Annotated in this window: 21 protein-coding genes; 3 read left to right on the top strand and 18 right to left on the bottom strand. The window is 73.5% G+C overall.

What is annotated here, in order from left to right; genetic code table 11:
* Positions 1-127: 127 nt before the first annotated feature.
* The 8 genes from AAG742_RS05855 to coaE (AAG742_RS05820) all read right to left on the bottom strand — a co-directional run bounded on the left by AAG742_RS05855 (position 128) and on the right by coaE (AAG742_RS05820) (position 10,103).
* Positions 128-1,171 carry a TerC family protein gene (locus tag AAG742_RS05855; RefSeq protein WP_343282409.1) on the bottom strand — a complete coding sequence of 348 codons (1,044 nt, stop codon included), beginning with the start codon at positions 1,169-1,171 and terminating at the stop codon, positions 128-130.
* Between the two features lie 37 nt (positions 1,172-1,208).
* Entirely contained in the window at positions 1,209-2,027 is an 819-nt protein-coding gene (locus AAG742_RS05850; protein ID WP_343282408.1) for a putative hydro-lyase, read from the bottom strand.
* An 84-nt stretch (positions 2,028-2,111) separates the two neighbouring features.
* Positions 2,112-2,831, bottom strand: a complete 720-nt coding sequence (locus AAG742_RS05845) for a hypothetical protein (protein ID WP_248116979.1) — start codon at positions 2,829-2,831, stop codon at positions 2,112-2,114.
* A complete protein-coding gene (locus tag AAG742_RS05840) occupies positions 2,828-3,502 on the bottom strand; it encodes a hypothetical protein (RefSeq protein WP_298710279.1) in 675 nt (224 codons plus the stop codon). Before AAG742_RS05840 ends, AAG742_RS05845 begins: the two co-directional genes overlap by 4 nt.
* A 28-nt stretch (positions 3,503-3,530) precedes the next feature.
* Positions 3,531-4,898 (bottom strand): MFS transporter, encoded by a 1,368-nt coding sequence (locus AAG742_RS05835; protein WP_298710281.1) that lies wholly within the window; start codon positions 4,896-4,898, stop codon positions 3,531-3,533.
* Entirely contained in the window at positions 4,895-7,033 is a 2,139-nt protein-coding gene (gene uvrB, locus AAG742_RS05830) for an excinuclease ABC subunit UvrB (protein ID WP_298710283.1), read from the bottom strand. The genes AAG742_RS05835 and uvrB overlap by 4 nt, the downstream gene beginning before the upstream one ends.
* 38 nt (positions 7,034-7,071) lie before the next feature.
* Positions 7,072-7,710: a dephospho-CoA kinase gene (coaE, locus tag AAG742_RS05825; RefSeq protein ID WP_298710285.1), complete on the bottom strand. Its 639-nt coding sequence runs from the start codon at positions 7,708-7,710 to the stop codon at positions 7,072-7,074.
* A gap of 17 nt (positions 7,711-7,727) precedes the next feature.
* Positions 7,728-10,103: a dephospho-CoA kinase gene (coaE, locus tag AAG742_RS05820; RefSeq protein WP_298710428.1), complete on the bottom strand. Its 2,376-nt coding sequence runs from the start codon at positions 10,101-10,103 to the stop codon at positions 7,728-7,730.
* Positions 10,104-10,240: 137 nt separating this feature from the next.
* Here coaE (AAG742_RS05820) and AAG742_RS05815 point away from each other — a divergent pair, with 137 nt between their 5' ends.
* Positions 10,241-10,975, top strand: a complete 735-nt coding sequence (locus AAG742_RS05815; protein WP_298710287.1) for a YigZ family protein — start codon at positions 10,241-10,243, stop codon at positions 10,973-10,975.
* Positions 10,953-12,194, top strand: a complete 1,242-nt coding sequence (locus AAG742_RS05810) for a class I SAM-dependent methyltransferase (RefSeq protein WP_298710289.1) — start codon at positions 10,953-10,955, stop codon at positions 12,192-12,194. The genes AAG742_RS05815 and AAG742_RS05810 overlap by 23 nt, the downstream gene beginning before the upstream one ends.
* Positions 12,195-12,301: 107 nt before the next feature.
* Here the strand turns inward: AAG742_RS05810 and rpsA are convergent, their stop codons facing one another.
* The 4 genes from rpsA to polA form a co-directional block, all read right to left on the bottom strand.
* A complete protein-coding gene (gene rpsA, locus AAG742_RS05805) occupies positions 12,302-13,762 on the bottom strand; it encodes a 30S ribosomal protein S1 (RefSeq protein ID WP_248116965.1) in 1,461 nt (486 codons plus the stop codon).
* A 123-nt stretch (positions 13,763-13,885) separates the two neighbouring features.
* Positions 13,886-15,199 carry a GNAT family N-acetyltransferase gene (locus AAG742_RS05800; protein ID WP_298710291.1) on the bottom strand — a complete coding sequence of 438 codons (1,314 nt, stop codon included), beginning with the start codon at positions 15,197-15,199 and terminating at the stop codon, positions 13,886-13,888.
* Positions 15,200-15,222: 23 nt separating this feature from the next.
* Positions 15,223-16,641 carry a GNAT family N-acetyltransferase gene (locus tag AAG742_RS05795; protein WP_298710294.1) on the bottom strand — a complete coding sequence of 473 codons (1,419 nt, stop codon included), beginning with the start codon at positions 16,639-16,641 and terminating at the stop codon, positions 15,223-15,225.
* Complete coding sequence (polA, locus tag AAG742_RS05790; protein ID WP_248116959.1) at positions 16,625-19,453, bottom strand: DNA polymerase I; 2,829 nt, start codon at positions 19,451-19,453, stop codon at positions 16,625-16,627. Before polA ends, AAG742_RS05795 begins: the two co-directional genes overlap by 17 nt.
* A 44-nt stretch (positions 19,454-19,497) precedes the next feature.
* Here polA and AAG742_RS05785 point away from each other — a divergent pair, with 44 nt between their 5' ends.
* Positions 19,498-20,031, top strand: a complete 534-nt coding sequence (locus tag AAG742_RS05785) for a hotdog fold thioesterase (protein WP_298710296.1) — start codon at positions 19,498-19,500, stop codon at positions 20,029-20,031.
* Positions 20,032-20,070: 39 nt separating this feature from the next.
* On the opposite strand, the gene AAG742_RS05780 is transcribed toward AAG742_RS05785, so the two are convergent.
* Genes AAG742_RS05780 through AAG742_RS05755 form a run of 6 tightly spaced genes read right to left on the bottom strand, consistent with a single transcriptional unit; the run spans position 20,071 to position 26,235 of the window.
* Complete coding sequence (locus AAG742_RS05780) at positions 20,071-20,448, bottom strand: monovalent cation/H(+) antiporter subunit G (RefSeq protein WP_248116955.1); 378 nt, start codon at positions 20,446-20,448, stop codon at positions 20,071-20,073.
* Between the two features lie 13 nt (positions 20,449-20,461).
* Complete coding sequence (locus AAG742_RS05775) at positions 20,462-20,746, bottom strand: MrpF/PhaF family protein (RefSeq protein WP_298710298.1); 285 nt, start codon at positions 20,744-20,746, stop codon at positions 20,462-20,464.
* Positions 20,743-21,144 (bottom strand): Na+/H+ antiporter subunit E, encoded by a 402-nt coding sequence (locus AAG742_RS05770; protein WP_298710300.1) that lies wholly within the window; start codon positions 21,142-21,144, stop codon positions 20,743-20,745. The genes AAG742_RS05775 and AAG742_RS05770 overlap by 4 nt, the downstream gene beginning before the upstream one ends.
* Before the next feature lie 32 nt (positions 21,145-21,176).
* On the bottom strand, positions 21,177-22,865 hold the full coding sequence (locus AAG742_RS05765; protein ID WP_298710302.1) for a monovalent cation/H+ antiporter subunit D family protein: 1,689 nt from the start codon (positions 22,863-22,865) through the stop codon (positions 21,177-21,179).
* The gene (locus tag AAG742_RS05760) at positions 22,862-23,332 is read right to left on the bottom strand and encodes a cation:proton antiporter subunit C (protein ID WP_248116948.1); all 471 of its coding nucleotides are present in this window, start codon (positions 23,330-23,332) and stop codon (positions 22,862-22,864) included. Before AAG742_RS05760 ends, AAG742_RS05765 begins: the two co-directional genes overlap by 4 nt.
* Positions 23,329-26,235 (bottom strand): DUF4040 family protein, encoded by a 2,907-nt coding sequence (locus tag AAG742_RS05755; RefSeq protein ID WP_343282407.1) that lies wholly within the window; start codon positions 26,233-26,235, stop codon positions 23,329-23,331. The genes AAG742_RS05760 and AAG742_RS05755 overlap by 4 nt, the downstream gene beginning before the upstream one ends.
* Positions 26,236-26,408 lie beyond the last annotated feature (173 nt).

Here is a 26,408-nt window from a genome sequence, read left to right as displayed (position 1 = left end):
GCCCAGGCCGCTGTGCCCGGCGGGCCGCATCGGGATTCTCGACCGATCGGCGCGCGTACTGACGTTCACAGCGTTGTGGATACTCCCCCACGACGGGCCCACTCTACCGGAGGGCGCGCCCGCCCGCTCAACGGTCGTCCGACTCCGCCCGCTCCGCGATGTCCTGCATGCGGTGCGCGCCGTGGAAGACCGGCTCCGCCCCGTCCTCGGGCGCCTTGCCCCACAGCAGGGAGGCGAGGGTGGCGACCACGAGGGTGCCCAGGATGACGGCCAGCGAGACGAACGTGGAGATCTCCGGCACCCAGGTGACGGGCTGGCCGCCGTTGAGGAAGGGCAGCTCGTTCTCGTGCAGGGCGTGGAGGATGAGCTTCACGCCGATGAAGGCGAGGATGAACGCGAGTCCGTGCTTGAGGAACACCAGGCGGTCCATGAGCCCGCCGAGCAGGAAGTAGAGCTGGCGCAGGCCCATGAGGGCGAAGATGTTGGCCGTCAGCACGATGAACCAGTTCTGGGTGAGGCCGAAGATCGCCGGGATCGAGTCCACCGCGAACATGACGTCCGTCAGGCCGATGGTGATGAACACGACCACCATGGGGGTGAACATGCGCTTGCCGTCCACGGTGGTGCGCAGCCTGTTCCCGTCGTAGTCCGGGGCCACGTTGAGCCGGCGCGTGAGCCGGGCGACGATCCCGGGCTCGGACTCCTCGCCGTCGTCGTCGTCCTTGAGCTGGTGCCATGCGGTCCAGAGCAGGAAGGCGCCGAAGATGTAGAACACCCACGTGAGGTGCTCGATGGCCACCGCGCCGATCGCGATGAAGACGGCCCGCGCGATGAGGGCGATGATGATGCCCACCATCAGGACCTCCTGCTGGTACCGGCGCGGCACCTGGAACTTGGCCATGATGATGAGGAAGACGAACAGGTTGTCCACGCTCAGGCTGTACTCGGTGACCCAGCCGGCAAGGAACTCCGTGCCGTGCTGGGCGTCGCCCAGGACGAAGAGCAGGCCCGCGAAGACGAGGGCGAGCGTCACGTAGAAGCCGATCCACAGGCCCGCCTCCTTCATGGAGGGCTCATGGGGCCGCCGCGCGACGTAGAGCAGGTCCAGCAGCAGGATGAGGCCGAGCACCACGAGGGTGCCGACCTCGAAGGCGGGGCTGAGAACGTCCATGGACGGGGGTCCTTTCGTCGGCGGGGCGGCCGTCAGTCTAGACCCGCGCCGCCCCCTCCACGGCGTCGGTGATGAACATGTGCCCCGGCGCATGCGTGATGGCCCACGGCGGCCGGGAGACCTCGAGCGCCCGCTGCGGGGTGACGCCGCACGGCCAGAAGACGGGGACGTCGCCCGGCTCGAGGTCCGTGGCCTCGCCGTAGTCCGGCGCGGCGAGGTCGGCGACGCCGAGGCGGGAGGGGTCGCCGACGTGCACGGGGGCGCCGTGGGCGAACGGCACGGCGGCGCTGACGGTGACGGCCGTCGCCACGAGCTCGGGCGGCACGGGACGCATCGAGACCACGAGCTCGCCGCGCATCCGCCCCGCGGGGCGCAGCGGACGGTCCGTGCGGTACATCGCCACGTTGCGCCCCTGGTCCAGGTTGCGCACGGGCACCCCGGCCCGCTGCAGCGCGGCCTCGAAGCCGAAGCTGCAGCCGATGAGGAAGGCGACGGCGTCCTCGCCCCAGTGGTCGGTCGCGTCCGAGACCTCCTCGACCAGCTCGCCGCCGCGCCACACGCGGTAGAGCGGCAGGTCGGTGCGCAGGTCCGCGCCGGGTGCCCACGACGTCGTCGGCTCTCCCGGCTCGGTGACGTCCAGCAGGGGCATGGGGCCGGGGTTGCGCTGGGCGAACAGCAGCATGTCGAAGGCCCAGTCCCGCGGCAGGACCACGAGATTGGCCTGCGTGCGGCCCGGGGCCAGGCCCGACGTCGGGCGGACGAGGCCGGAACGGAAGTCGGCGCGGGCCAGGGCAGCTGGGGACCCGGCGCGGGCCAGGGCAGCCGGAGAGTCGGCGTCGTGGTGGTGGTGGGTCATGGGGGCGGGCCTCCGGTGCGTTCGCGTGAAACTGCTTATATGGGGGGACTATCAGTGTTCGTGTGACACGGCGTCGTCGCTGTCTCACCCTCCCGCAGGGAAGGGCGGAGAGCCGAGGGAGAGCCACACGAGCAGACCGCCGACGGCGGCGAGCCCCCAGCTGGCCAGTGAGCCCACCAGGAACTCCTCGGCGCGCGAGCCGTCCCCCCGATCGGCCGAGATCTCCGGGAAGCGCACGATGCCCTTGGCCGCCATGAGCGCGGCGATGACCTGCCACGCGTGGGCGAGGCCGAGGAGCACCATGAGCACCCGCTCCATGGGGCCGATGTAGCGGCCCCCGCGCAGGGGCGGCTCCGCCTCGGCGGCCGGGGCGGCGTCCGACTCCCCGGTGCGGCGCCCGGCGAGCTGCAGCACGGCGCGCGTGATGCGATTGGACGTCTCGGCGAGGGCGACGGCCACCGCCACCATCGTCAGCCCCGCCGGTGCGAAGCGGTGCTCCGGTGCGCCGAGACCCAGCTCGAGGACGCCGACCAGCCCGAGGGCGGCCACCACGCCCAGCAGGACGCGGGGCCGTTCCGCTCCCGTGGCGCCCCACGCCAGGAGGGCTCCGCAGGCCACGAGGACCGCGCCCGCCACCGAGGTCCACGGCGGGCCGACGACGGCCAGCGCGGCCGCGCCCAGCAGCACGCCGACGACCGCGGCGCCCAGGGCGGTCCGCCCCGCCCGACCCGGGGACCACGCCGCCGGCGCGAGCGAACGCGCGAGGTCGTACAGGCCGACGGCGAGCAGGGCGAGCGCGGTCATCGGCCCTCCCCCGCGGCGGCATGCAGGGCGTCCAGCTCGAGGATCCGTCCCACGCCGGAGCGGGCGACGGCCTGGGAGACCGCCGACTGGGTGATGCGCTCTTGCCGTGCGGCCTCGGTCTGCGTGGACCCGGCGAGCAGGGCCGCCGCCAGGCGGCGCTCCCGGGCCCGGAGCCGCCCGACGAGGTGGTCCCTCAGGAGAAGCTGGCCGTCCACGGCGAGGGAGAGCTCCGGGTCCGGGCCGACGAACGCCGTGGCCGCGCCGGGGGCCCGGCCGTCCGCGGTCTCGAGGGCCGCGCGGGCGCGGTGCCATGCGGTGCCGTCCAGGATCGGGCCGCCCTCCCCCGCGTCCCCGCCGACCTCGTGATGGTCCCCCTCGCCAAGGCCGAACCGCAGCGCGAGCCCGGGCGGCAGCGCCAGGCCGACCCGCAGGACGGCGCGCGCGGCCGTGCTCCAGTGGGTGTGGAGCGACTGGAACTCGTCCCCCACCGTGGCCCAGCCCGGCAGGAGCGGGGGCACCTGGCGCTCGGCCGCGGCGAAGGCGTGGAGGATCGCGGCCTGGGCGGCCGCCCGGTCCGCGAGGGTGCGGGATCCGACGATGTCCGCGATCACGGCGACGCCCCGGGTGGGTCGGGGCTCTCGCGCTGCGGTGTCCGTCCGGCGACGTGGCATGGCCCTGATGTTACATCACTGCTGATAATCAGCGAATATCAGCATTCCTGACACGCGTCGGTCCGGGCGATGCCCCCCGCAGCGCGGCAGCGGCCACGACGAGGGCCAGCATCGCAGACAGCACCGCCAGGCCGCCGTAGCCGGCCACGCCCAGCACGACGCCGGCCAGCCCGGCGCCCGCGGCTCCGGCCAGTCCCATGCCGGCGTCGGTGACGCCCTGCACCAGCACCCGGTCCGTCCCCGTGACCAGTTCCGACACCCGGGCCGAACCGGCCACGGTGGCCGCCGACCAGCCGAGGCCCAACAGGATCAGGCCCACGGTGACCACGGGCACCGAGGCCCGACCCGCCCCCGCGAGGAGGCACGCGGCCGCCAGCGTCCCCAGCCCGACCGCGGTGAGACGCACGCGTCCCCACCGGTCCGCCAGGTGGCCCATCACCGGGGAGAGCGCGTACATGCCCGCGATGTGCAGGGAGATGACGAGCCCGATCACCACGAAGGTGTCCGGAGCGGTGTCCAGGTGCGCGGCATGGTCGTGCGCGGCGTGCGCCGCACCGGAGGCCGCGTCCTGGGCCGCCGCGTCCTGGGCCGCCGCGTCCTGGGCCAGGCGGGCCAGGTGCACGGGCGTCATGGACATGACGGCCACCATCACCGCGTGCGCGGTCACCACAGCCGTCACGGCGAGCGCGACCGCCCGCTCCCGGCGCAGGACGGCGAGACCGTCCGCGAGCCGGGGGCGGGGGGCGGGGGGTCCGCCCCCGAGGCGCAGGGCCGTGGTGAGGGGGTCGGGGCGGAGGCCGACCTGGAGGACGGCGACGGCGAGCAGCATGCCCGCCAGGGACAGCAGGAACGGGCCGGACGTGTCCGGCAGCCCCAGCGGTCGCGCCAGGGCGGCACCGGGGCCGATGAGGTTGGGGCCGGCGACGGCGCCGAGGGTGATGGACCAGACGACGAGGCCCAGGTCGCGGGCGCGGGTCGCGTCGTCGGCGAGGTCCGTGGCGGCGAAGCGGGCCTGGAGGTTGCCGGCGGCGCCGAGGCCCACGAGGAGCGCGGCGGCGAGGAGCAGCGGGTAGCTGCCGAGCACGGGGGCGAGGACCATGCCGACGGTGCCGAGGGCGGCGAGACCGTAGGCGGCGGTGAGGGCCGTGCGCCGGCCGTGGGCGAGGGCCAGGCGGGCCAGGGGCAGCGCGCTCAGCGCCCCGGCGAGGGACATGGCCATGGTGGTGGTCCCGCCCCAGCCGGCGTGGCCGCTGAGCTCGACGGCCATGACCGAGCCGACCGCGAGCGCGGAGCCGTTGCCGAGGCCGGAGAAGACCTGGCTGGCGGCGAGGGTGCGGACGGTGCGGCGTCGGGCGGCGCGGCGGGGGGTGGTGTCGAGGAGCCCGGCGGGGGTCACCGTTCGCGCTCCATCTGGCGCAGCTCCTTCTTCAGCTCCGCGACCTCGTCGCGCAGGCGCGCCGCGAGCTCGAACTGCAGCTCGGTGGCGGCCTGGTGCATCTGGGCGGACATCTGTTCGATGAGGTCCTGGAGGTCCTTGGCGGGGATGGACCCGGCTCCGACGGCGGGCGCGTCGCCGTCGGAGCCCGTGCCCGCCCGCTCCGCGCCCTCGCGGACGGAGGAGAGCCCGCGGTGGCCCATGCCGTAGTCGAAGCCGGACTTCACGCCCCCCATGCCCTTGAGGAAATCGGCGGTGTCCGCGTCCTCGCGGGCCAGCTGGTCGGTGATGTCCGCGATCCTCTTGCGCAGCGGCTGCGGGTCGATCCCGTGCTCCTCGTTGTACGCCACCTGCACGGCGCGCCGGCGGTCGGTCTCCTCGATGGCCTGCCGCATGGAGTCCGTGACGCGGTCGGCGTACATGTGCACCTCGCCGGAGACGTTGCGGGCCGCGCGGCCGATGGTCTGGATGAGCGAGGTGGAGGAGCGCAGGAAGCCCTCCTTGTCCGCGTCCAGGATGGCCACGAGCGAGACCTCGGGCAGGTCCAGGCCCTCGCGCAGCAGGTTGATGCCCACGAGGACGTCGAACACGCCCTGGCGCAGCTCGCGCAGCAGCTCCACGCGGCGCAGGGTGTCCACGTCCGAGTGGAGGTACTCGACCTTCACACCCGCCTCGAGCAGGTAGTCGGTGAGGTCCTCGGCCATGCGCTTGGTCAGCGTGGTCACGAGGACGCGCTCGTCCTTCTCGACGCGGAAGCGGATCTGCTCGAGCAGGTCGTCGATCTGGCCCTGCGTCGGCTTGACCACGATCTTCGGGTCCACGAGCCCGGTGGGGCGGATGATCTGCTCCACGCAGCCGTCCGCCTGGGAGAGCTCGTAGGTGCCGGGCGTGGCGGACATGTAGACGGTCTGCCCGATCCGCTCGAGGAACTCGTCCCACTTCAGCGGCCGGTTGTCCATGGCCGAGGGCAGGCGGAAGCCGTGCTCCACGAGCGTGCGCTTGCGGGACATGTCCCCCTCGTACATCGCGCCGATCTGCGGGATGGTCACGTGGGACTCGTCCACCACGAGCAGGAAGTCGTCCGGGAAGTAGTCCAGCAGGCAGTGGGGGGCCGAGCCGGCGGGCCGCCCGTCGATGTGCCGGGAGTAGTTCTCGATCCCGTTGCAGTAGCCCATCTGCTGCATCATCTCGAGGTCGTACGTGGTGCGCATCCGCAGGCGCTGGGCCTCGAGCAGCTTGTCCTGGGACTCCAGCTCCTGGAGACGCTCGCGCAGCTCGTCCTCGATCGACGTGATCGCCTTGCCCATGCGCGTGTCCCCGGCCACGTAGTGGGAGGCCGGGAAGATGTACATCTCCGTCTCCTCCCGCACGACCTGGCCGGTGAGGGGGTGGAGGGTCTGGATGGACTCGATCTCGTCCCCGAAGAACTCGATGCGCACCGCGAGCTCCTCGTACATGGGGATGATCTCCACCGTGTCCCCGCGCACCCGGAACGTGCCGCGGTGGAAGTCCATGTCGTTGCGCACGTACTGCATCTGCACGAACTGGCGCAGCAGGGCGTCCCGGTCCATCTCCCCGCCGCGGCGCAGGGTGACCATCTGCTCGATGTACTCCTCGGGCGTGCCGAGGCCGTAGATGCAGGAGACGGTGGCCACCACCACGACGTCCCGGCGTGTGAGGAGGGCGTTGGTGGCGGAGTGGCGCAGCCGCTCCACCTCCTCGTTGACGGAGGAGTCCTTCTCGATGAAGGTGTCCGACTGCGGGACGTAGGCCTCGGGCTGGTAGTAGTCGTAGTAGGAGACGAAGTACTCGACCGCGTTGTTCGGCAGCAGCTCACGGAACTCGTTGGCCAGCTGTGCCGCGAGCGTCTTGTTCTGCACCATCACGAGGGTGGGCCGCTGCAGCCTCTCGATCAGCCACGCGGACGTGGCCGACTTGCCGGTGCCGGTGGCGCCCAGGAGGACGACGTCCTTCTCCCCCGCCTGGACGCGCTCGGCGAGCTCCGCGATGGCGGCGGGCTGGTCGCCTGAGGGCTCGAACGGGGAGACGACCTCGAACGGCGCGACGACGCGGTTGATCTGCTTGGCCAGGCTCATGGGCAGAACCCTACGCGCGCCGCCGACGCGTCAGCGCGTCACGGCGCAGCGGGCGCAGCGAGGAACCGGTCCCACACCTGGTTCGCGGCGGAGGCCAGGCGCGTGAGGTCGGCGTCGTTGACGATCACGACGTCGGCGGCCGCGCGGCGCTGCGCGTCGCTCGCCTGCGCGGCGATGCGCGCCTCGGCGTCCTCCCGGCTCATCCCCCGGTCCTGCGTCATGCGCCGGATCCGCTCCTCGAGCGGGGCCTCCACGACGACGACGAGGTCGAAGGCGTCCGCCTGGCCGGTCTCCACGAGCAGCGGCACGTCCTGGACCACGACGGCGTCCGGGCCCGCCTCGGCCACGATCCCGCGGGCCATCTCCCGCACCCGGGGGTGCACGATTCGGTTGAGCCGCTCCCGCTGGCCCGCGTCGCCGAACACGATGCGGGCCAGCGCGACCCGGTCGAGCTCCCCGTCGGCGGTGATCACCCGGTCCCCGAACGCGTCCTGGACGGCGGCGAGGCCCTCCGTCCCCTTCTCGAGGACGGCGCGGGCCAGTGCGTCCGAGTCCACCAGCAGGGCGCCGCGCTCCTCGAGCACCCGGGCCACGGCCGACTTGCCGGCCGCGATGCCCCCGGTGAGCCCCACGTGGACGCGGGGACGGTGGGCGACGGGGGCGGGGGGCTCGGACATCGACTCTCCTGGAGGACTCAGCGGGCAGGGTGGGAGGCGCCGGCGGCGTCGACGACGGGCTGGATCCTCGCGTCCCAGTATGCCCGGACCTCGTCGCGGAGCTCCTCGAGGGTGCCGGCGTTCTCGAGCACCGTGTCCGCGACCTCGGCGCGCTCCTCGTCCGCCGCCTCCTCGTCGATGAACGCCCAGGCCCGCTCGCGGCTCATCGCGTGGGAGTCCATGAGGCGGGCGACGCGCAGCTCGGCCGGGGCGGAGACCGCGAGCACCTGGTCGAACTCGCGGGCGGAGCCGGTCTCGGTCAGGAGCGCGAGGTCCATCACCAGCACGGCGTCCTCCCCGACGGCCCTGGCCCGGGCGTCGGCTTCGGTCCGCACGGCCGGCGCGACGATCTCGTACATGCGGCGGCGCGCCGTCGTGCTCTCCGTGGTCAGGCGGTTGAGGGCGCGCACGTCGAGGGAGCCGTCCGCGTGCACGATCTCCTCTCCGAACACCTCGCGCAGCTCGTCGAGCACGGCACTGCCGGGCACGAGGACCTCGCCCATGAGGTCGTCGAACTCGACGACGACGGCACCGAGCCGCTCGAGCTCCTCCCCCACCGCGGTCCGGCCGGCCGCGACGCCGCCGGTCAGGCCGACCGTCAGGAGGGCGTGTTCGGCGGCCGCACGCTGCTGGTGCCACGTCTTCGGCGTGTGGGTGTCGTACTCCGGCTCCGTGCCCACCTCGAACTCGGGGCGCACGACGTAGTCGGACACGTCGGCGCCGTCCTCCGCGGCGCGGCGGCGGTACTCCTCGGCGGGGAGCACCTTCTTCCACTGGCGGGTGCGCATCGGACGGACGGTGCCGGCGTCCTCACGGAGCGCCTGAACGAGGAGCACCACCTGGACGACGGTGATCATGAGGATCGGCAGGCCGATGACGATGATGACCTCCTGGAGGGCGGCCAGGCCGTCCTCCCCCGCCGTGAGGATGATCGCGGCGCACACGGCGCCGATCGACACGGCCCAGACGACGCCCTGGATGCGCGGGGCAGGGTCCTCGTGGCCGTTGACCATGGCATCCATGACCAGGGCGCCGGAGTCGATCGAGGTGATGAAGAACAGCGAGATGACCACGAGCGCGACGACGGCGGCGCCGAGGGAGAGGGGGGTGCCCTGCAGGTGCTGGAACAGCGCGGCCTGCACGTTGCCCTCCTCCACGATGGTCCGGGTCAGGTCTCCGCCCGTCCCCGGAGACGGGGCCGTGGCCCGGTCCGACTGGAACGCCGAATGGCCGTAGACACCCATCCAGATGATCACGAACGCCGTCGGCAGGCCGAGTCCGGCGGCGACGAACTGGCGGATGGTGCGGCCGCGGGAGATGCGCGCGAAGAACATGCCGACGAACGGGGCCCACGTCACGGTCCAGGCCCAGTAGAAGACCGTCCAGTCGCCGGACCAGGCGCCCGAGTTGTAGGTGTCGTTGTAGGTGGAGAGCAGGGGCAGTGCGGTGACGTACTCGCCGACGGCCTGCACCGTCCCGCGGATGACGTCCATGCTCGAGCCCGCCCACATGAGGACGTACACCAGGAGGGCGATCGCGAGGATGATGTTGGCGTAGGAGAGGCGCTTGACGCCCTTGTCCATGCCCGCGAGGACGGAGGCGACGCCCACCGCGGTGATCACGGCGAGGATCAGGGCCTGGACCCAGGGGGCGACGGGCGTGCCCAGCACCTCGTTCATGCCGGAGTTCAGCTGCATGGCACCCAGGCCCACGGACACGCCGAGGCCGAAGACCGTGGAGACCACCGCGATGATGTCGATGGCCTTGCCGACGGGGCCGTGGATGCCGTCGCCCAGCAGCGGCTGGAACGCCGACGACACGCGCGGGGGCAGCTTGCGCTTGTACGTGAAGTAGCCGAAGCACAGCCCCGGCACCAGCAGGATCGCCCACATGTGGATGCCGAAGTGGAAGTTGGCGATGCTCATCGCCTCCGACGCCGCCTGGTCGGAGAAGGGCTCGGTGCCGGCCAGCGGCGGGTTCGCGTAGTGGTTGATCGGCTCCGCGATCCCCCAGAACATGAGCACGGCGCCGACGCCGGCGGCGAACATCATGGCGAACCAGACGAGGCCGGAGTACTCGGGGACCGCGTCGTCGTCGCCGAGCTTGACCCGGCCATAGCGGCTGAAGGCCAGGCCGAGCATGAAGACGACGAGAACGGTGAGGCTCAGGGTGTAGATCCAGCCGGCGTCGTAGCGCAGCCACGTGGCGACGATGCCGAAGGTGCGCTGCACCGGGCCCGGAAAGAGCCCCATGGCCGCGGTGAAGAGGACGATGAGGCCGAGGGAGCCGAAGAAGATCGCCGGGCTGGTGCGGAGCCGGAGGGCGTCGTGCAGGCGCGTGAGCGGGGAGGTCATGGGTCTCGCAGACGGGGTCGGGTCCAGCCCGCGGCGGCGGTTCGTGCGCTCACCGGTGGGCCGGTGCCGGGTGGCACGGGTCACCAGGCTAGCGTGAGCCCGCGGTCGGCGCATGCCGAGCGCCTACGCTGGTGCCCATGTCTGTCGACCCCGCCCCGGGCCTGCCCGGGCCCGCCGACGCCGCGCGGTGCACCGTGCTCCCCGCCGGCGCACGGCGCCCCGAGGGCTGGGTCCGCCTCGAGCAGGAGGTGCGGCGCAGCCGCTTCCGCGCCTACCTGGGACGCGTCGCCGACGAGGACGAGGCCCGCGAGATGGTCGCCGAGCTGCGGCGCCGCCACCACGACGCGCGGCACGTGTGCAGCGCCTTCGTCCTGGGCCCGCGCCGGGAGCGCATGCGCTCCTCCGACGACGGCGAGCCGGCCGGCACCGCGGGCACCCCCATGCTGGAGGCCCTCGTGCAGCGGGAGACCCGCCCCGGCCACGCCGACCTCACGGACGTCTGCGCCGTCGTCGCGCGCTGGTTCGGGGGCGTGAAGCTCGGGGCGGGCGGCCTGGTGCGCGCATACTCGGACGCCGTCTCCGCCGCCCTGGCCACGGCGCCGCTGCTCTCCCGGGAGCGCATGGCGCTCGGAACGATCGCCGCGCCCCATGCCGACGCGGGGCGCTGGGAGAACGACCTGCGTGCCGCCGGGGTGCACGTCACGGCGACCGACTACGCCGCCGACGCCGCGTGGCTGCACGTCGCGGTGGCGGACTCCCCCGCCGCGTGGGCGGATCTCGAGCAGAGCCTCGCGGGGATCACCGCGGGCAGCGGACGCGTGGAGCGCGTCGGAGAGGACTGGGTGGACCATGACGACGACCTCGCACGATGACCGCGGCCGTGTCCCGGCGGGGGTGACCCCCGACGTGGTGCTGGGCGGGCTCCCGGACGACCTGACCCGCGGTGTGCCGTGGGAGTCCCTCACGCGCTGGCCGCTGCCCGCCGAGGCGGGGCGCGCCGCCCACGACGCCGCGGACGTGCTGCTCCTCGACACCCTCGCCGGATGGCTGGCGTGCGGCCACGCGGCCGGCCCCGTGGTGGTCCTCGAGGACCGGCACGGCGCCCTCACCCTCCCCCTGCTCGCGGCCGGGCACGACGTCCGCCTGGCCCAGGACGACGCGTCCGCCGAGCGCTCGGTGCGGGCGAACCTGGAGCGCTGGCGCGCGGAGGGCCTGCTGCGGGACTCCGCCGGGTCCCTGACGCACGCGGAGCTCGACGATCGGCTCGTCCGCGGCGCCCGGACCGTGCTGCTCCCCCTGCCCCGCTCCCTCGACGAGCTGGACCGGATCGCCCGGATCCTGGCGCGCGGCGCGGACCCCTCCGTCGTCGTGCTGGCCGGGGGCCGGGACAAGCACATGAGCCCGCGGATGAACGCCGTGCTGGCGGCGTCCTTCCAGGACGTCGTCGCGAACCGGGGCCGCCGCAAGGCGCGCGTGCTCACGGCCCGCGCGCCCCGCGCGGGCGTGGCGCCCCGGCCCCATGACGAGACCACGGCGGCCCTGCCGGGGATCGGCCCCGTGCGCCTCGTGGCCGAGGCCGGCACGTTCGGCGGGGCGCACGCCGACCCCGGCTCCCGCCTGCTCCTCGAGGCGCTGGCGGAGGACCCGCGCCCCCCGGCCCGCGCCGTGGACCTGGGCTGCGGCAACGGCCTGATCGCGGTCGGCGCGGCCCGCCTGTGGCCCCACGCCCGGATCACCGCGACGGACCAGTCCGCCGTCGCGGTCGCCTCGACGCGGGCGACGGCCGAGGCCAACGGCCTGGCCGAGCGGATCGAGGCCGTCCGGGACGACGCGCTCGCCTCGTGGGCGGACGCCTCCGAGGAGCGGATCCTGCTGAACCCCCCGTTCCACGACGGCAACGCGGTGGACCCCACGGTCGCACACCGCCTCTTCGAGGCCGCCGCGCGCGTCCTGGCTCCGGAGGGGGAGCTGTGGTGCGTGTGGAACTCGCACCTGCACCACCGCGGGATCCTGCAGTCCGTCGTCGGGCCCACCCGGCAGGTCGCGCGGAACCGCACGTTCACGGTGACGGCCTCCACGCGGCGCGGCTGACCCCGGACACGACGAAGCGCCCCGCCCCTCCGTGATGGAGGGACGGGGCGCTCGTCCGTGGTGGGCGTCCGCCCGGGCGGCGGCCGTCACCGGCTCACCGCACCGGATCAGTTGCCGGTCAGCTTCTCGCGCAGGGCGGCGAGGGCCTCGTCGGAGGCGAGGGTGCCGCCGTCGGAGGCCGGGGCCTCGGAGGAGTACGTGGAGGCGCCGGCGCCGGCGGAGGAGGACTCGGTGCCCGCCTGGGCCTCCTCCTCGACGGAGCGACGCACCTGCTCCTTGTGGGCCTCCCAGCGGGTCTGGGCGTCGGCGTACTGCTGCTCCCACGCCGCGCGCTCGGACTCGAAGCCCTCCATCCACTCGTTGGTCTCGACGTCGAAGCCCTCGGGGTACTTGTAGTTCCCCTCCTCGTCGTACTCGGCGGCCATGCCGTAGAGCGCGGGGTCGAACTCGGTGCCGTCCGGGTCCACGCCCTCGTTGGCCTGCTTGAGGGAGAGGGAGATGCGGCGACGCTCGAGGTCGATGTCGATGACCTTGACGAACAGCTCGTCGTTGACCGACACGACCTGCTCGGCGGTGTCGATGTGGCGCGAGGCCAGCTCGGAGATGTGCACGAGGCCCTCGATGCCGTCCTCGACGCGCACGAACGCGCCGAAGGGGACGAGCTTGGTGACCTTGCCGGGCACGACCTGGCCCAGGGCGTGGGTCCGGGCGAAGAGCTGCCACGGATCCTCCTGGGTCGCCTTCAGCGACAGGGAGACACGCTCGCGGTCCATGTCGACCTCGAGGACCTCGACGGTGACCTCCTTGCCGACCTCGACGACCTCGGACGGGTGGTCGATGTGCTTCCAGGAGAGCTCGGAGACGTGCACGAGGCCGTCCACGCCGCCCAGGTCGACGAACGCGCCGAAGTTGACGATCGAGGACACGACGCCCTGACGGACCTGGCCCTTCTCCAGCTTGTGGAGGAAGTTGGAGCGGACCTCGGACTGGGTCTGCTCGAGCCAGGCACGGCGGGAGAGCACCACGTTGTTGCGGTTCTTGTCCAGCTCGATGATCTTCGCCTCGAGCTTCTGGCCGATGTAGGGGGCCAGGTCGCGCACGCGGCGCATCTCCACCAGCGAGGCGGGGAGGAAGCCGCGGAGGCCGATGTCGATGATGAGGCCGCCCTTGACGACCTCGATGACGGTGCCCTCGACGACGCCGTCCTCCTCCTTGATCTTCTCGATGTCGCCCCAGGCGCGCTCGTACTGCGCGCGCTTCTTGGAGAGGATCAGGCGGCCTTCCTTGTCCTCCTTGGTGAGGACGAGGGCCTCGACGGAGTCGCCCACGGCCACGACCTCATCCGGGTCCACGTCGTGCTTGATGGACAGCTCGCGGGAGGGGATGACGCCCTCGGTCTTGTACCCGATGTCGAGCAGGACCTCGTCGCGGTCCACCTTGACGACGGTGCCCTCGACGAGGTCGCCATCGTTGAAGTACTTGATGGTCGCGTCGATCGCGGCGAGCAGCTCCTCGGCGGTGCCGATGTCGTTGACGGCAACCTGGGGGGCGTTGGAAGTGGTGGTCATGTAGGAGGGACTCCGATGGGATTGGGGTTCATGCCGAGGCGGCCCGGGCACGCGCGTGTCCGTCACCCGGCATGGGTTGTGATGGTCAGATTCAAGAGCGCACGAAAGTGCCCTTCCAGGCTATCAGAAACCCACCAGGGACCGCACGGGCGCCGTGGGCCGCAGGATCGCGTCCAGGCGGTCCGCCGCGCCGGGCACCCGCTCCTCCACCAGGCCGCTCGCCACGCGGGCCGCGGCCCCGCCCGCCGCCCCGTGCCCGCCCAGCCACACCGCGGACAGGTCGGCCACGTCGAGCACGAGATCGGCCTCCGCCGGCTCGGCCGCGGCCACGCTCGCGGCGCCCTCCTGCACCGCGAGCCGCCACGTTCCGTCGGCGTGGCCGAGCGGGTCCGCCACCGTCAGGACGACCTCGCCCTCGCCCAGGTCGTCACGGGCGCCGAGGGCGGCGGGCACGTCGAGGATCCGCAGGTAGAGGTCGTCGCCGTCGCGCTGGGTGCGCATGCGGCGCTCGTCCTCGAGGAGGGCCTCGACCCATCCGGCCTCGGGGGCCCGCTCCCACTCGACCCGCTCGACGAGGTCGAGGCTCGTGAGGTGCGCGAGCAGGCCGCGGCGGGCCTCAGGGGTGAGGGCGATGAAGAGCTCCATCGTCACCGTGGGGGGCTCGACGTCCCAGCCCTTGAAACGGTACAGCGCGATCCCCTGCGCCCGCCCCGCCGCGTCCCGATGCACGGCGGCGTAGAGGCCGGTGCCCTTGCCGTCGTTCTTGAACCGGCTGCGGTCCTCCCAGCGGATCGCGGTCATGGCCGGTCGCTGAGTGGCGCCGGGGGTCGCGCGGCGGGCCCTCTGGTAGAGCTCGTCGGCGAGGGGGCCGATCTCGCGCGGTTCCTCCCGCGTGACCCGTCCCGCCGGCGCGTCGCCGCGCTGCCGCACCTCGCCGCGGACGTCGAGGTGCGTGCGGCGCCAGCGGGTCGCGGCGCCGAACCCGAAGCGTCCGTAGATCGCGGCCTCGGAGGCGGTGAGGGCCGCGACGGGCATCCCGGCCGCCGCCGCGTCCGCGAGGCTGCGGCCCATGAGCGCCCGGAGGATCCCCCGGCGGCGGAACCCCGGGTCCACGGTCACGGCGCTGATGAGCCAGGCGGGGACGGTGACGCCGGGCGAGACGGTCAGCTCGGACGGGAAGTCCTCGAACGTGGCGACGGGGCGGGACGCGGCCGGGTCGTCTCCGGCGGCGTACGCGTCGACCATGCGCCGGCCGTCCGCCTCCCCCGCCTCGAGCAGCTGCGCGAGCGCCTCGCCCGCGGGCGGCTCCTCGTAGAACCCCCGCTCGACGGCCAGGGTGTGCCGCTCGAACGCAGGGTCGCCGGCGCGTCCCGGGGCCACCACCAGCTGCAGGCCGTGCGCGGCGAGGCTGTCGTCGTGGGCGTGGTGCGGGGGCATGGGTCGTCCTGGGTCGGGACGCGTCAGAAGCCGGTCAGGGCGAAGGGCAGGCGGGGCTGGCGCAGGAGCGTGTCCAGGTCCGTGGCCGCGCCGGGGCGGTGCTCGCGCAGGATGCCCGCCTCGCGCATGACCTCGGCCTGCACCCCGCCCAGGAGCACGGAGCCCAGCTCCGCCACGTCGAGGGTCAGCTCGGCCTGGTCCTCGTCCGCCGGGCGGACGCGCCCCCGGCCGTCCGCCGCCGAGATCTCCCACGTGCCGGCCGCGTGGCCGAGGTCGTCCTCGACCGTCACGGTCACGGCGCCGTCGTGGAGGTAGGGACGGGCCTCGAAGCACGCGGCGACGTCCAGGATCCGGTGCCACAGGTGGTGGTGGACGCCGCGGGTGTAGATCCGGGACTCGTCGCGCACGAGGAACTCGAGCATGCGGTCGTTGGGGACCGAGGGCAGGCGCAGCCGCACCACGAGGTCGAGGTTGCCGAGGAACTCCAGCAGGGCCCGGTAGGCCTCGGCGTCGGCGGCCCACAGGGCCACCACGGTGGCGGTCACGGGCTCGTCCGCCACGAGCTCGGAGGTCTCCCCCGTCACCCGGTAGACGGCCACGCCGCGGTCCGTGCCGTCGGGGCCGGAGAACACGACGCCGCGCAGCCCCTGCGGCCGGCCCTCGTCCACGCGCGGGTCCCGGTCCGTCTCCTTGGCCGCGTGGAAGCGGATGCGCTCGACCGAGCCGAGCTGTCCCTCGAAGGCCCGACGCCACAGGCCCTCGATCAGCTCGCCCGACGTGGTGGGCTCGATGAACCGGAAGCCGCCCTCGGGGCGGCCGCCGCGCAGCTGGATCCCCCGGGTGACGTCGAGCCACACGGAGCGGTAGTACGTGGAGACGCCGAAGCCGAAGCGGCGGTAGATGGTGGCCTCGGTGGCGGTGAGCGCGGCGATCGGCACGCCCGCCTCACGGGCACGGCGCAGCGAGTCCGACATCATGGCGCGCAGGATCCCGCGGCGCCTGTGCGTGGGCGAGACGGTCACCTCGGAGATGCACCAGGCCGGCAGGAGGCGCCCGGCGCCCACATTCAGGTCCTTCGTGAAGTCCACGAGAGTGCCCACCGGGTCGACGGCGTCCGGGTCGGCGCCCACAGGGTAGACGCCCACCAGCCGGCGGCGGTCGCCCTGCTCGACGCCGATGAAGCGGTCGGCCAGGCGCAGCTCCGGGTCGCCGACCTCGTGGAAGGTGCGCTGCAGGACGGCCGTGTGCCGGCGGACGGCGGGGGCGTCGTCCCAGCGGCGCGCAAGGTCGAACGGCGCCTCGGGGTCCGCCAGCCCGGCCTCCCACGGGGAGGGCACCGGGCGCAGCTCGAGCCCGTGCTCGGCCAGCGCGCCGGCCGGATCGGGCGGCGCCGTGGGGCCGGAGGACTCTCGAGGGGCGGTGGTGTCAGTGGGCTGCGGCATGCCAGGTCCTTCCTTCGCCGACGTGGACGTCCAGCGGCACGGAGAGGTCCGCGGCCCGCCCCATGCGCTCCTTGAGCAGGGCCGTGGCGGCCGCGAGCTCGTCGCGCGGGACCTCGAGGATGAGCTCGTCGTGGACCTGGAGCAGGAGGCGGGAGCGCAGGCGCTGCTCCTCGAGGCCGGCCTGCACGTCCAGCATGGCCCGCTTGATGATGTCCGCCGCCGAGCCCTGGATCGGGGCGTTGAGGGCGGCGCGCTCGGCCATGTCCCGCAGCTGGCGGTTGTCCGAGTTCAGGTCCGGCAGGTAGCGGCGCCGCCCCTCGATGGTGGAGGTGAAGCCGTCCTGCCGGGCCTGGGCGACGACGTCGCGCAGGTAGTCCCGCACCCCGCCGAAGCGGTCGAAGTAGCCCTTCATCAGGCCGCGGGCCTCGTCCACCGAGATCTTCAGCTGCTTGGACAGGCCGAACGAGCTCAGTCCGTACGCGAGCCCGTAGCTCATCGCCTTGACCTTGGAGCGCTGCTCCGCGCTCACCTCGTGCGGGTCCACGCCGAACACCTGCGAGCCGACGAAGCTGTGCAGGTCCTCCCCCATGTTGAACGCCTCGATGAGGCCGGCGTCCTCGGAGAGGTGGGCCATGATGCGCATCTCGATCTGCGAGTAGTCCGCCGAGAGCAGCACGGCCTCCGTGCCGTCCACCTCGCCCGCCGTGAAGGCCTCGCGGATGCGTCGGCCGGCCTCGGTGCGCACAGGGATGTTCTGCAGGTTGGGGTGCAGGGAGGAGAGGCGGCCCGTGGCCGCGGCGGTCTGCGAGTAGGTGGTGTGGATGCGCCCGTCCGGCGCCACGGTCTCCAGCAGGCCCTCCACGGTCTGGCGGAGCTTCGTGACGTCGCGGTGCGCCATGAGGTTCTCCAGGAAGGGGTGCTGCGTCTGCTCGAGCAGGTCCTGCAGCGAGTCCACGTCCGTGGAGAAGCCGGTCTTCGTCTTGCGGGTGCGCGGCATGTTGAGGCGCTCGAAGAGGACCTCCTGCAGCTGCTTCGGGGAGCCGAGGTTGACCTCCATGCCCCCGGTCTCCTCCGCCACCGAGGCCCACGCGGACTCCTTCGCGGCGTCCGCGCGCTCGGCGAAGTCGGCGCGCAGCGCCTCGAGGTGGTCGCGGTCCACGGCGATCCCGGCCAGCTCCATGCGCGCGAGCAGGCGCGCGAGCGGGATCTCCATCTCCTGGAGCAGCCGCTGGGCGCCGCGTTCGAGCACCTGGGGGGTGAACTCGGCGGAGAGGCGGCGGACCACCCACGCGGCGCGGACGGCGTCTGTGGCCCGCTGCGCGCGCTCGGCCGCGGCGGCTCCGCCGTCGAGGTCGAGCTCGCCCTGGGCGGAGGCGGGTTGCCCCGTGGCCGGCGCGGCGAGCGGAGTGCGCAGGTGCGCCTCGGCGAGCGAGGCCAGGTCCACGTCCCGGCGGTCGGGCTGGATCAGGTAGGCCGAGAGGAGCACGTCGTCCTCGACCCCGCCGATCACGGCTCCCTCCCCCAGGCCGGCCGGCCGGGTCGGGGCGGCCAGCGCCTTCACGGTGCGCTTGAGGTCGTGCACGGCCTTGGCGGTGCCGGCGTCCTCGAGCGCGTCGCGCACGGCCGCCATGAGCTCCGCGTCCGGCCCCTCGGCGTCGAGGTCCACGTAGAGCGCGGCGTCGTCGGCGGCGAACGCCACCCCGACGGGGGTGCCGTGGGTGCCCGGCACGGGCACCTTGCGCTTCGGCAGCATGTCCGGGCCGTCCACGACGACGTGCACCCCGAGCAGCGCGCCGGCGTGGGCGGCGAGGAACCCGCCCAGGTCCGCGGCCGTCGTCGCGACCACGTGCTCGGGGGCCTCCTCGACCTCGGCGGCGGGGGCGTCCGCGCCGAGGCGCTCGGAGAACACCTCGAAGACGCGGTCGCGGATGCGGTTGAACTGGAGGGCGTCGAAGAGCTCGGACACGGTGTCGTGGTCCGGCATCGTCAGCGCCATGGCCTCGAGGTCGACGGGCAGGTCGAGGTCCCGCACGAGGGCGTTGAGCCGGCGGTTGCGCCGCACGTCCTCGAGGTGGGCGCGCAGGGCCTCGCCCTTCTTGCCGGTGATGCTGTCCGCGTTCTCCAGCACGCCCTCGAGCCCGCCGTAGGCGTTGATCCACTTGGCCGCGAAGCCGGGGCCGACGCCGGGCACGCCCGGCAGGTTGTCCGCGGACTCCCCCACGAGCGCGGCGAGGTCCGGGTACTGGGCGGGGCTCACGCCGTACTTGGCCATGACGGCGTCCGCGTCCATCGGCGGGATGTCAGAGACGCCCTTCTTCGGGTACAGGACCGTGGTGTGCTCGGAGATGAGCTGGAACGCGTCCCGGTCCCCGGACACGACGACGGCGTCCCACCCCGCGGCCTCGGCGCGGGCGGAGAGCGTGGCCACGATGTCGTCCGCCTCGTAGTCCTCCACCGTGAGGGTGGGGATGCCGAGGGCCTCCATGACCTTCACGGTCAGCTCGATCTGCCCCGCGAACTCGGCGGGGGTCTCCGAGCGGCCCGCCTTGTACTCCGCGTACTCGGCGGAGCGGAACGTGGGCCCGGAGAGGTCGAAGGCGACCGCCACGTGGGTGGGCGCCTGCTGGCGGATCATCGTCAGCAGCATCGCCGTGAAGCCGTAGACCGCGTTGGTGTGCTGACCGGTGTCGGTCGCGAAGTTCTCGGCCGGCAGCGCGTAGAAGGCGCGGAACGCCATCGAATGGCCGTCCAGCACCAGCAGGCGCGGCCGGGTCTCGGAGGTGCCGGTCTCGGCCGCGGCGGTCTCACCCATGGTCTCGTTGCTCCTCTCGTGGTCCAGGTGCCAGCCTAGTGCCCATGACCGACACCCCCGCCTGCAGCCCCGACCTCCCGGCCGCCCTCGCCGACCTCACCTTCCGGGCGGGGGTGCGACCGCGGTTCACGCCCGAGCAGCTCGCGGAGCTCTCCGCCGCGGCGGGCCTGCCGCCCGAGCTGCAGGACGCCCTCGGCGGGGCCGGCGTCAGCCCGCTGGCCCTGAAGATGGGCATCGTGTTCACGGAGCTCACCGCGGAGCGCGCCGTCGCCACCATGCCGGTGGCGGGCAACGAGCAGCCCGTGGGCCTGCTGCACGGCGGCGCCCACCTCGTGCTGGCCGAGACGCTGGGCTCGGTGGCCGCCAAGGTCGCCGCCGGGCGGGACCACAACGTCGTGGGCATCGAGATCGGCGCCACGCACCACGCCGCGGCGCGCGCCGGAACCGTCACCGGCACGGCGACGGCGGTCCACGTGGGCCGCACGCTCATCACCCACGAGGTGGTCATGACGGGCGAGGACGGGCGCCGCCTCTCGACGGCCCGCATCACGAACCTCGTGCTCGCCCGCCAGGGCTGACGCACCACGCCACGGCCGCTCCGACCGCGCCGGAGCCCCTCAGTCCGCGTCGGCGGCCCGCGGCGCCGGCTCGCCGTGCTCGCGCCCCGGGGTGTCCGCTGCGAGCTCGTCGTAGTGGCCCGAGGCCATGGGCACGCCCGTGAGGTAGGCCGAGCGCCCGAGGGCCATGGTGGCCACCGCGGCGCTGCCGAGCTGGAGCACCACGATCAGCACCACCTTCACGAGGTTCGACACGCTCGGCATGTGCAGGAGGGCGCCGACCACGATCAGGATCATGCCCACGCCGCCGGCGGTGCCGGTGGCCGAGATGCGCATGTAGGGGTCGGGGAAGCGGATCAGCCCGACGGCGGCGCCGAGGAACACGAGGGCTCCCCCCACCACCATGATCGAGCCGAGAACCGTCAGGAAGGCGTCCATCGTCAGGACCTCCTCATCGCTTTCCGCGCGTGAGTGCGCGGGCCAGGGACATGCCGGACAGGAAGCCCACGATCGCCGCCACGAGGACCAGGTCGAACGTGAACGGACTCCCGGCGCGCACGCCGAGCAGCACCACCATCCCGATCACGCTGAAGCTGAGCAGGTCGCCGGAGACGGCGCGGTCGGCATCGAGCGGCCCGCGCAGGATCCGGACCGCCGACACGACGGCGGAGACCAGCAGGAGGACCAGGGCGATGTCGATGCCGAGGTGGGACCACTCGTAGTCGAGCGCGCTCATGCGGTCACCCCCGTGCGGCGCATCGCGTGCAGCATGCGCCGCTCCATGTCATGGATCTCCTCGCGGAGTGCGTCCGCGTCGTCCGCGTACAGGCCGTGGACGTAGAGCAGGCGCCGGCCGTCCGCCTCACGGCGGGTGCCCAGCGTGAGGGTGCCGGGGGTGAGGGTGATGAGCGTCGAGAGCAGGGTCAGCTCCGGGTCCGTGCGGCAGTTGCTGTGCACGCGGGCGATCCCGGAGCGGGCCTGGTCGCCGGGCGTGATCAGGTCGTGCAGCACGGCGCCGGACGACGTCACCAGCGCCCAGGCGTACCAGCACCAGAACACGAGCCAGCGCACCGGCCAGGAGAGCGCGCCCTTCGTGCCCGGGCGCAGGTCCACCGTCCCGTCCGTGGGGGTCATGCTGGGCCTCCCTGAGGTCTGCGGAGTGGGGGTCACAGGCCGAGCACCGCCTCGATGTAGGCGCTCGGGTCCACGAGGCCGGCGGCGGCCTGGTCCGTGAGGGGCCACAGGCCCTGGGCGCCGAGGCCGAGGGCCAGCGTCGTGGCGGCCATCAGGACGGCTGGGGCCGCCAGGCGCGCCGGGATGCGCGATCGGTGGGCGTCCTCGTCCGGGGAGAGCACCACGGGCAGCACGCCCGTGGGCGCGTCGAGGGCCTCGGAGGACATCCAGGACTCGGTGCGCTCGGTGTCCGTGCTCGACCCGCGGCCCGTCGCGGCGGAGCCGGCCGGCTCCGGGAGGGCGCTCTGCCCCGCCCTCACGACGGGCATCGCCGACGTCGCGAGCCGCTCGCGGTGTCCGTGCGGGGCCCGGGGCTCGCCCCAGAACCACGCGTTCCACACGCGCAACAGCGCCCACAGGCTGACGAGCGAGGAGCCCAGCAGCAGGGTCACCATGACGGTCCGACCCGCCTCGACGCCGGCCACCGCGAGCATCAGCTTCCCCACGAAGCCGGAGAACGGGGGGATGCCGATGAGGGAGAGCATGCCGACGAAGAACGCCGTGGCGATCAGGGGCTCGCGCCGGGCGAGGCCCTGCAGGTCCGCGAGGCGGCCGGTCCCGTACCGCACCTCGATCGCACCGGTGGCCGTGAGCAGGCAGGCCATCACCACCATGTGGTGGATCAGGTAGAAGAGCCCGGCGGACAGTCCGGCCTGACTGGAGAGGGCGACGCCCAGGAGGATCCCGCCGATGCCGCTGACCATCTGCCACGAGAGGACCGAGCGCGTGCCGTGCTCGCCCACGGAGGCGACGGCGCCGACCACGAGCGTGAGCAGGCTCAGGGTGAGCAGCAACCAGAGGTGCCGCGGGTCGCCGTCGTACACCACGGAGTAGATCCGGTAGATCGCATACACCGCGACCTTGGTGTGCAGGCTCGCGAAGATCGCCGTGACGGCGGGCGATGTGGACGGGTAGGCGCGGGCCAGCCAGCCGTGGAGGGGGAGCACCGAGGCCTTGATGGAGAGCGCGAAGAGCACGAGCCCCGCGGCGAGGGCGACGCGCTCGTCCCGGGCGGCCGCCCCGGCGAGGGCCGCGAGGTTGACGGTGCCGGTGAGCGCGTACACGAAGCCCACGCCCGTCACGAGGATCGTGGAGGTGAGCAGGTTCAGCGTCACGTAGAGACGGGCGCCGTCCACGCGGCGCAGCGGCTCGCGGCGGTTGGCTGAGAGGACGAAGAGCCCGTACGAGGGCAGCAGCATGACCTCGATGAACACGAACAGGTTGAAGAGGTCCGCCGTGAGCAGCGCGCCGCTCACGCCGGCCACGAGGACGAGCATGAGCGGGGCGAAGTGGACCGAGTTGGCCACGCGGGAGCCGTAGGCGAAGGCCGCGCCCACGAGGGTGAGGGCGCTCGTGAGGGTCAGCATGAGGGCGGTGAGCGTGTCGGCGGCGAACGGGATCGCGACCCCGTCCGGCCAGCCGCCCACCCCGGCGGCCGCGACGGAGCCGTCGAGGGACCGCACGAGCAGGGCCGTGCCGGCCACGGCGGTGAGCGCGAGGAGCGCCGTGAGTGCCCCCCGATGCAATCGGCGGTGCTCGCCGGCGATCACGAGCAGGCCCGCCGCGAGCAGGGGAAGGGCGACGAACAGGGGCAGCAGCAGCCCGACGGCGTGGTCGCTCATGCGCGTGCCCCCGGACCGTGCGGGGCGGACGGCTCGGCGGCCCGCGCGGACACGCGCGGGATGGCGCCGCTGCGCAGCTCCTCGGCGGCGGCCCTGCGCTCCGCCGCGGGGAAGCGGGCGTCGGAGGCCGCGGCCTCCAGCGCATCGGGTGTCTCGTGGGGGTCCGCCGTGGCGTCGTCGGTGCGGCCGGTGACGGCGAGCACGAGCAGCAGCACGGTGATGGCGAACGAGATCACGATGGCCGTGAGCACGAAGGCCTGCGGCAGCGGATCGGCCGCCCCCTCGGGGACCGCTCCCCCGGGGGTGAAGGGGGGTGTCCGACGGTCGGTGCCGCCGGCCGCGATGATCGCGAGGTTGGCGGCGTGGCCCAGCAGCACCATGCCGAGGATCACGCGCAGCAGCTCGCGCTTGGAGAACAGGTACACGGCCCCGAACATCAGCAGGCCCACGGTGATGGCGATGGTCATCGGGAGGCCCCCTCTCGTGTCGTCGTGATCGTGGTGGTCGGGGCGACGGCCGTGACCGGTGCCCCGGGAGGCGCGGGGAGGACTCCCGGCGGGGCGCCGTCGTCGACCGGGCCGTGCTCGTCGGACTCCTCCTCCGCCTCGTCCCCGCCCAGCAGCGCGAACGCGGCGACGACGAGCCCGATGACGGAGAGATAGACGCCCAGGTCGAACACGAGCGTGGTGGAGACGCCATAGCCGAGCACCTTGACGCTCGCGGAGCCCAGGAAGCCCTTGCCGGTGAGGTAGCCGGCGAGGCCGGCGAGCGAGCCGAGGGTGATGCCCCCGCCGATCAGGCTCATGTAGGGCCACTGCAGACGACGCGCCGTCCCCGTGTCCGCGGCCAGGTACATCAGGGCGTACCCGGCACCGCCCACGAGCGCCGCGATGAAGCCGCCGCCGGGCTCGTAGTGCCCGCGGAAGAACAGCAGGAGGGACAGGGCGATGATGACAGGGCTCAGCGCTCGTCCGAAGGTCCGGGCGTAGACGAGGTTCTCCCGCACGGAGGCGAGCGGTGAGTTCAGGTCCACGGCGGAGGGGCGCGGCGGCGCGGGGCGCCGGTTCATCAGGAGGGCGGCGATCGTCAGGCCGGTGACGCCCAGCACCGTCATCTCGCCGTAGGTGTCCAGGGCTCGGAAGTCCACGAGGATGACGTTGACGACGTTGTACCCGCCGGCGTCGTGGTAGGAGTGCTCCAGGTAGTAGCGGGAGATCTCCGAGACCCCGCCGCGGCCCGTGAAGGCGAGGACGCCCAGCATGGACGCGAGGCCCGCGATGAGGGCCGCCACCACGGCCCCCGCCCGGCGGGGGGTGCCGTCCGTGCGGAACCGCGCCGGGAGGCGCCGCAGCAGCAGCACCATGACGCACACCGTGAGGACCTCGACGAGGAGCTGGGTGAGCGCGACGTCCACGGCCCCGAGGGTGAAGAACCACAGGGTCACGCCGAAGCCCACGACGCCCACGACGACCATCGCCGCGATGCGCGTCTTGGCGCAGATGGTGGCGACGACGCCCGCGCCCACGAGGAGGACCAGGGCCCAGTCGTGCCAGCGCGAGGGCTGGCCCACCACAGCCGGGAGGTCCTCGACCGTGAGGACGCCCGCCACCGCGAAGACGCCGAGCACGAGTGCGGGCGTCAGCAGGTGGCCGCGCGGGGCGATGGTCCCGGAGGCGCGGCTGACGAAGGCGCCGATGTCCACGAGGGCGTGGCGCACGCCGTCCACGGCGGCGAGACCGGACAGGGGCAGCTCGACGTGGGAGGCGATCCGCTCGACGGGGCGGCGCAGTGCGACGAGGAGCAGGCCGCACGCGATCACGGCGGCCGAGACGCCCAGGGCGGGGGTGAGCCCGTGCCACAGGGCCAGGTGAGGGTGGACCGGGAGGCCCGCCGCGGCCGTCGCCGCCTCCCCGACCGGCTCGTCCAGCACCCCGGGGGCGAGCCCCAGGACGAGGCCGGCCAGCGCGCCCAGCGCCGGGACGGCCCAGAACGTGAACGAGGGGTCGCGCACCGGCTCGCCCCGGCCGGACTGCCACGTGTGGCGCGCGCCCGTGGGGCTGCTGCCCCACATGCCGAGCGCGCCGAGCACGAGACGCCCGGAGTAGGCGAACGTGAAGACGGAGGCCAGGGCGATCCCGCCCGTGACGACCCAGGCCGTCCACGCCGGCCCCGGCGTGTCGAGGGCCGCGTCCAGCAGCCCCTCCTTCGAGACGAAGCCGAAGAGCGGCGGCACGCCGGCCATCGAGACGGCGGCCAGCACGATCGCCGTCCCGGTGACGGGCATGCGGACGTTCCGGGCGGCGAGGTCGCGCAGGTCCCGCCCGCCCGCCTGGTGGTCGACGATGCCGATGAGCATGAACAGGGCGCTCTTGAAGAGCGCGTGCGCCGCGGTGTGGACGATCGCCGCCGTGAGGGCGGCCGGGGTGCCCACGCCGATCAGGGTCACGAGCAGGCCGAGCTGGCTCATCGTGGAGTAGGCGAGCAGGCCCTTCAGGTCATGGCGGCGGATGGCCGAGACGGCTCCGAAGATCGCCGTGGTGAGGCCGGAGGCGATCAGCAGGGTGGACCACACGGCGGTGCCGGCCAGCACGGGGCTGAAGACGAGCAGCAGGAACACGCCGGCCTTCACCATCGCGGCGGCGTGCAGGTAGGCCGAGACCGGGGAGATCGCGACCATCGAGTCGGGCAGCCATGCCTGGAAGGGGAACTGCGCCGACTTGGTGAACGCCGCCACCGCGAGCAGGACCGCGACGAGGGTGCTCACCGCCGGGTCGCGCCAGAGGTCGGCCGCGAGCACGTCCGACAGGGACGCCGTCCCGGCCTGGACGATCATCACGGCCACCGCGCCCACCAGTGCGAGGCCGCCGGCGACCGTGACGAGGAGCGTGCGGATCGCCGGCTCGCGGCCCTTCTCCCCCGCCCGCCCGATCAGGAAGAACGAGGTGAAGGAGGTGAACTCCCACGCGACGAACAGCACGACGAGGTTGTCCGCCAGGACGAGGAGGAGCATCGAGGCGGCGAAGACGGTCATCAGCAGGTAGAAGGTCCCGTGGCGCTCCTTCTCGCGGTCCCGGCCGAGGTAGCGGCTGGAGTACGCCAGGATGCCGGCGCCGATCACGAGCACGATCTGCGAGAACACGAGCGCGAGCCCGTCCAGGCGCAGGTCGAGGTCCACCCCGATCGCGGGGATCCAGGCGTGGTGCTCGCGGACGGCCTCCCCCGTCCAGGCGGAGAGGAGGACGCCGGCGGCCGCGAGGAGGGGCACGGCCAGCACCCATCCCGCGTCGCGGCCGAGCCACCGTCCCAGCGGGACGGCGGCCGCCACCGCGAGGGCGGTGAGACAGAGGCTGATCAGGAGCAAGTGGGACACCCCGCATGGTCGAGGAACGTCGGACGTGGGCCGGTGGGGCCCACGGGCGGAGGGAGGTCCGCGGCGGGCCGGCTCAGGGCCGGCTCGGCGGCACGCCGGCGTGGAGCGCCCCCCACGAGGAGACCTGCCCGTTGGTGCCCCGGGCGCTCACGTCGGCACAGCGGGTGTCAGGA

The sequence above is a fragment of the Micrococcus sp. 2A genome, from assembly GCF_039519235.1.
Classification (GTDB): domain Bacteria; phylum Actinomycetota; class Actinomycetes; order Actinomycetales; family Micrococcaceae; genus Micrococcus.
Note: the sequence above shows the minus strand (reverse complement) of the source record. Positions and strands in the feature narration are given on the sequence as shown.

Coding starts and splice junctions, on each gene's coding strand:
- AAG742_RS05855 (WP_343282409.1), bottom strand. CDS start 1,171: ATGGACGTTCTCAGCCCCGCCTTCGAGGTCGGCACCCTCGTGGTGCTC.
- AAG742_RS05850 (WP_343282408.1), bottom strand. CDS start 2,027: ATGACCCACCACCACCACGACGCCGACTCTCCGGCTGCCCTGGCCCGC.
- AAG742_RS05845 (WP_248116979.1), bottom strand. CDS start 2,831: ATGACCGCGCTCGCCCTGCTCGCCGTCGGCCTGTACGACCTCGCGCGT.
- AAG742_RS05840 (WP_298710279.1), bottom strand. CDS start 3,502: ATGCCACGTCGCCGGACGGACACCGCAGCGCGAGAGCCCCGACCCACC.
- uvrB (WP_298710283.1), bottom strand. CDS start 7,033: ATGAGCCTGGCCAAGCAGATCAACCGCGTCGTCGCGCCGTTCGAGGTC.
- coaE (WP_298710285.1), bottom strand. CDS start 7,710: ATGTCCGAGCCCCCCGCCCCCGTCGCCCACCGTCCCCGCGTCCACGTG.
- coaE (WP_298710428.1), bottom strand. CDS start 10,103: ATGACCTCCCCGCTCACGCGCCTGCACGACGCCCTCCGGCTCCGCACC.
- AAG742_RS05815 (WP_298710287.1), top strand. CDS start 10,241: ATGTCTGTCGACCCCGCCCCGGGCCTGCCCGGGCCCGCCGACGCCGCG.
- AAG742_RS05810 (WP_298710289.1), top strand. CDS start 10,953: ATGACGACGACCTCGCACGATGACCGCGGCCGTGTCCCGGCGGGGGTG.
- rpsA (WP_248116965.1), bottom strand. CDS start 13,762: ATGACCACCACTTCCAACGCCCCCCAGGTTGCCGTCAACGACATCGGC.
- AAG742_RS05800 (WP_298710291.1), bottom strand. CDS start 15,199: ATGCCCCCGCACCACGCCCACGACGACAGCCTCGCCGCGCACGGCCTG.
- AAG742_RS05795 (WP_298710294.1), bottom strand. CDS start 16,641: ATGCCGCAGCCCACTGACACCACCGCCCCTCGAGAGTCCTCCGGCCCC.
- polA (WP_248116959.1), bottom strand. CDS start 19,453: ATGGGTGAGACCGCCGCGGCCGAGACCGGCACCTCCGAGACCCGGCCG.
- AAG742_RS05785 (WP_298710296.1), top strand. CDS start 19,498: ATGACCGACACCCCCGCCTGCAGCCCCGACCTCCCGGCCGCCCTCGCC.
- AAG742_RS05780 (WP_248116955.1), bottom strand. CDS start 20,448: ATGGACGCCTTCCTGACGGTTCTCGGCTCGATCATGGTGGTGGGGGGA.
- AAG742_RS05775 (WP_298710298.1), bottom strand. CDS start 20,746: ATGAGCGCGCTCGACTACGAGTGGTCCCACCTCGGCATCGACATCGCC.
- AAG742_RS05770 (WP_298710300.1), bottom strand. CDS start 21,144: ATGACCCCCACGGACGGGACGGTGGACCTGCGCCCGGGCACGAAGGGC.
- AAG742_RS05765 (WP_298710302.1), bottom strand. CDS start 22,865: ATGAGCGACCACGCCGTCGGGCTGCTGCTGCCCCTGTTCGTCGCCCTT.
- AAG742_RS05760 (WP_248116948.1), bottom strand. CDS start 23,332: ATGACCATCGCCATCACCGTGGGCCTGCTGATGTTCGGGGCCGTGTAC.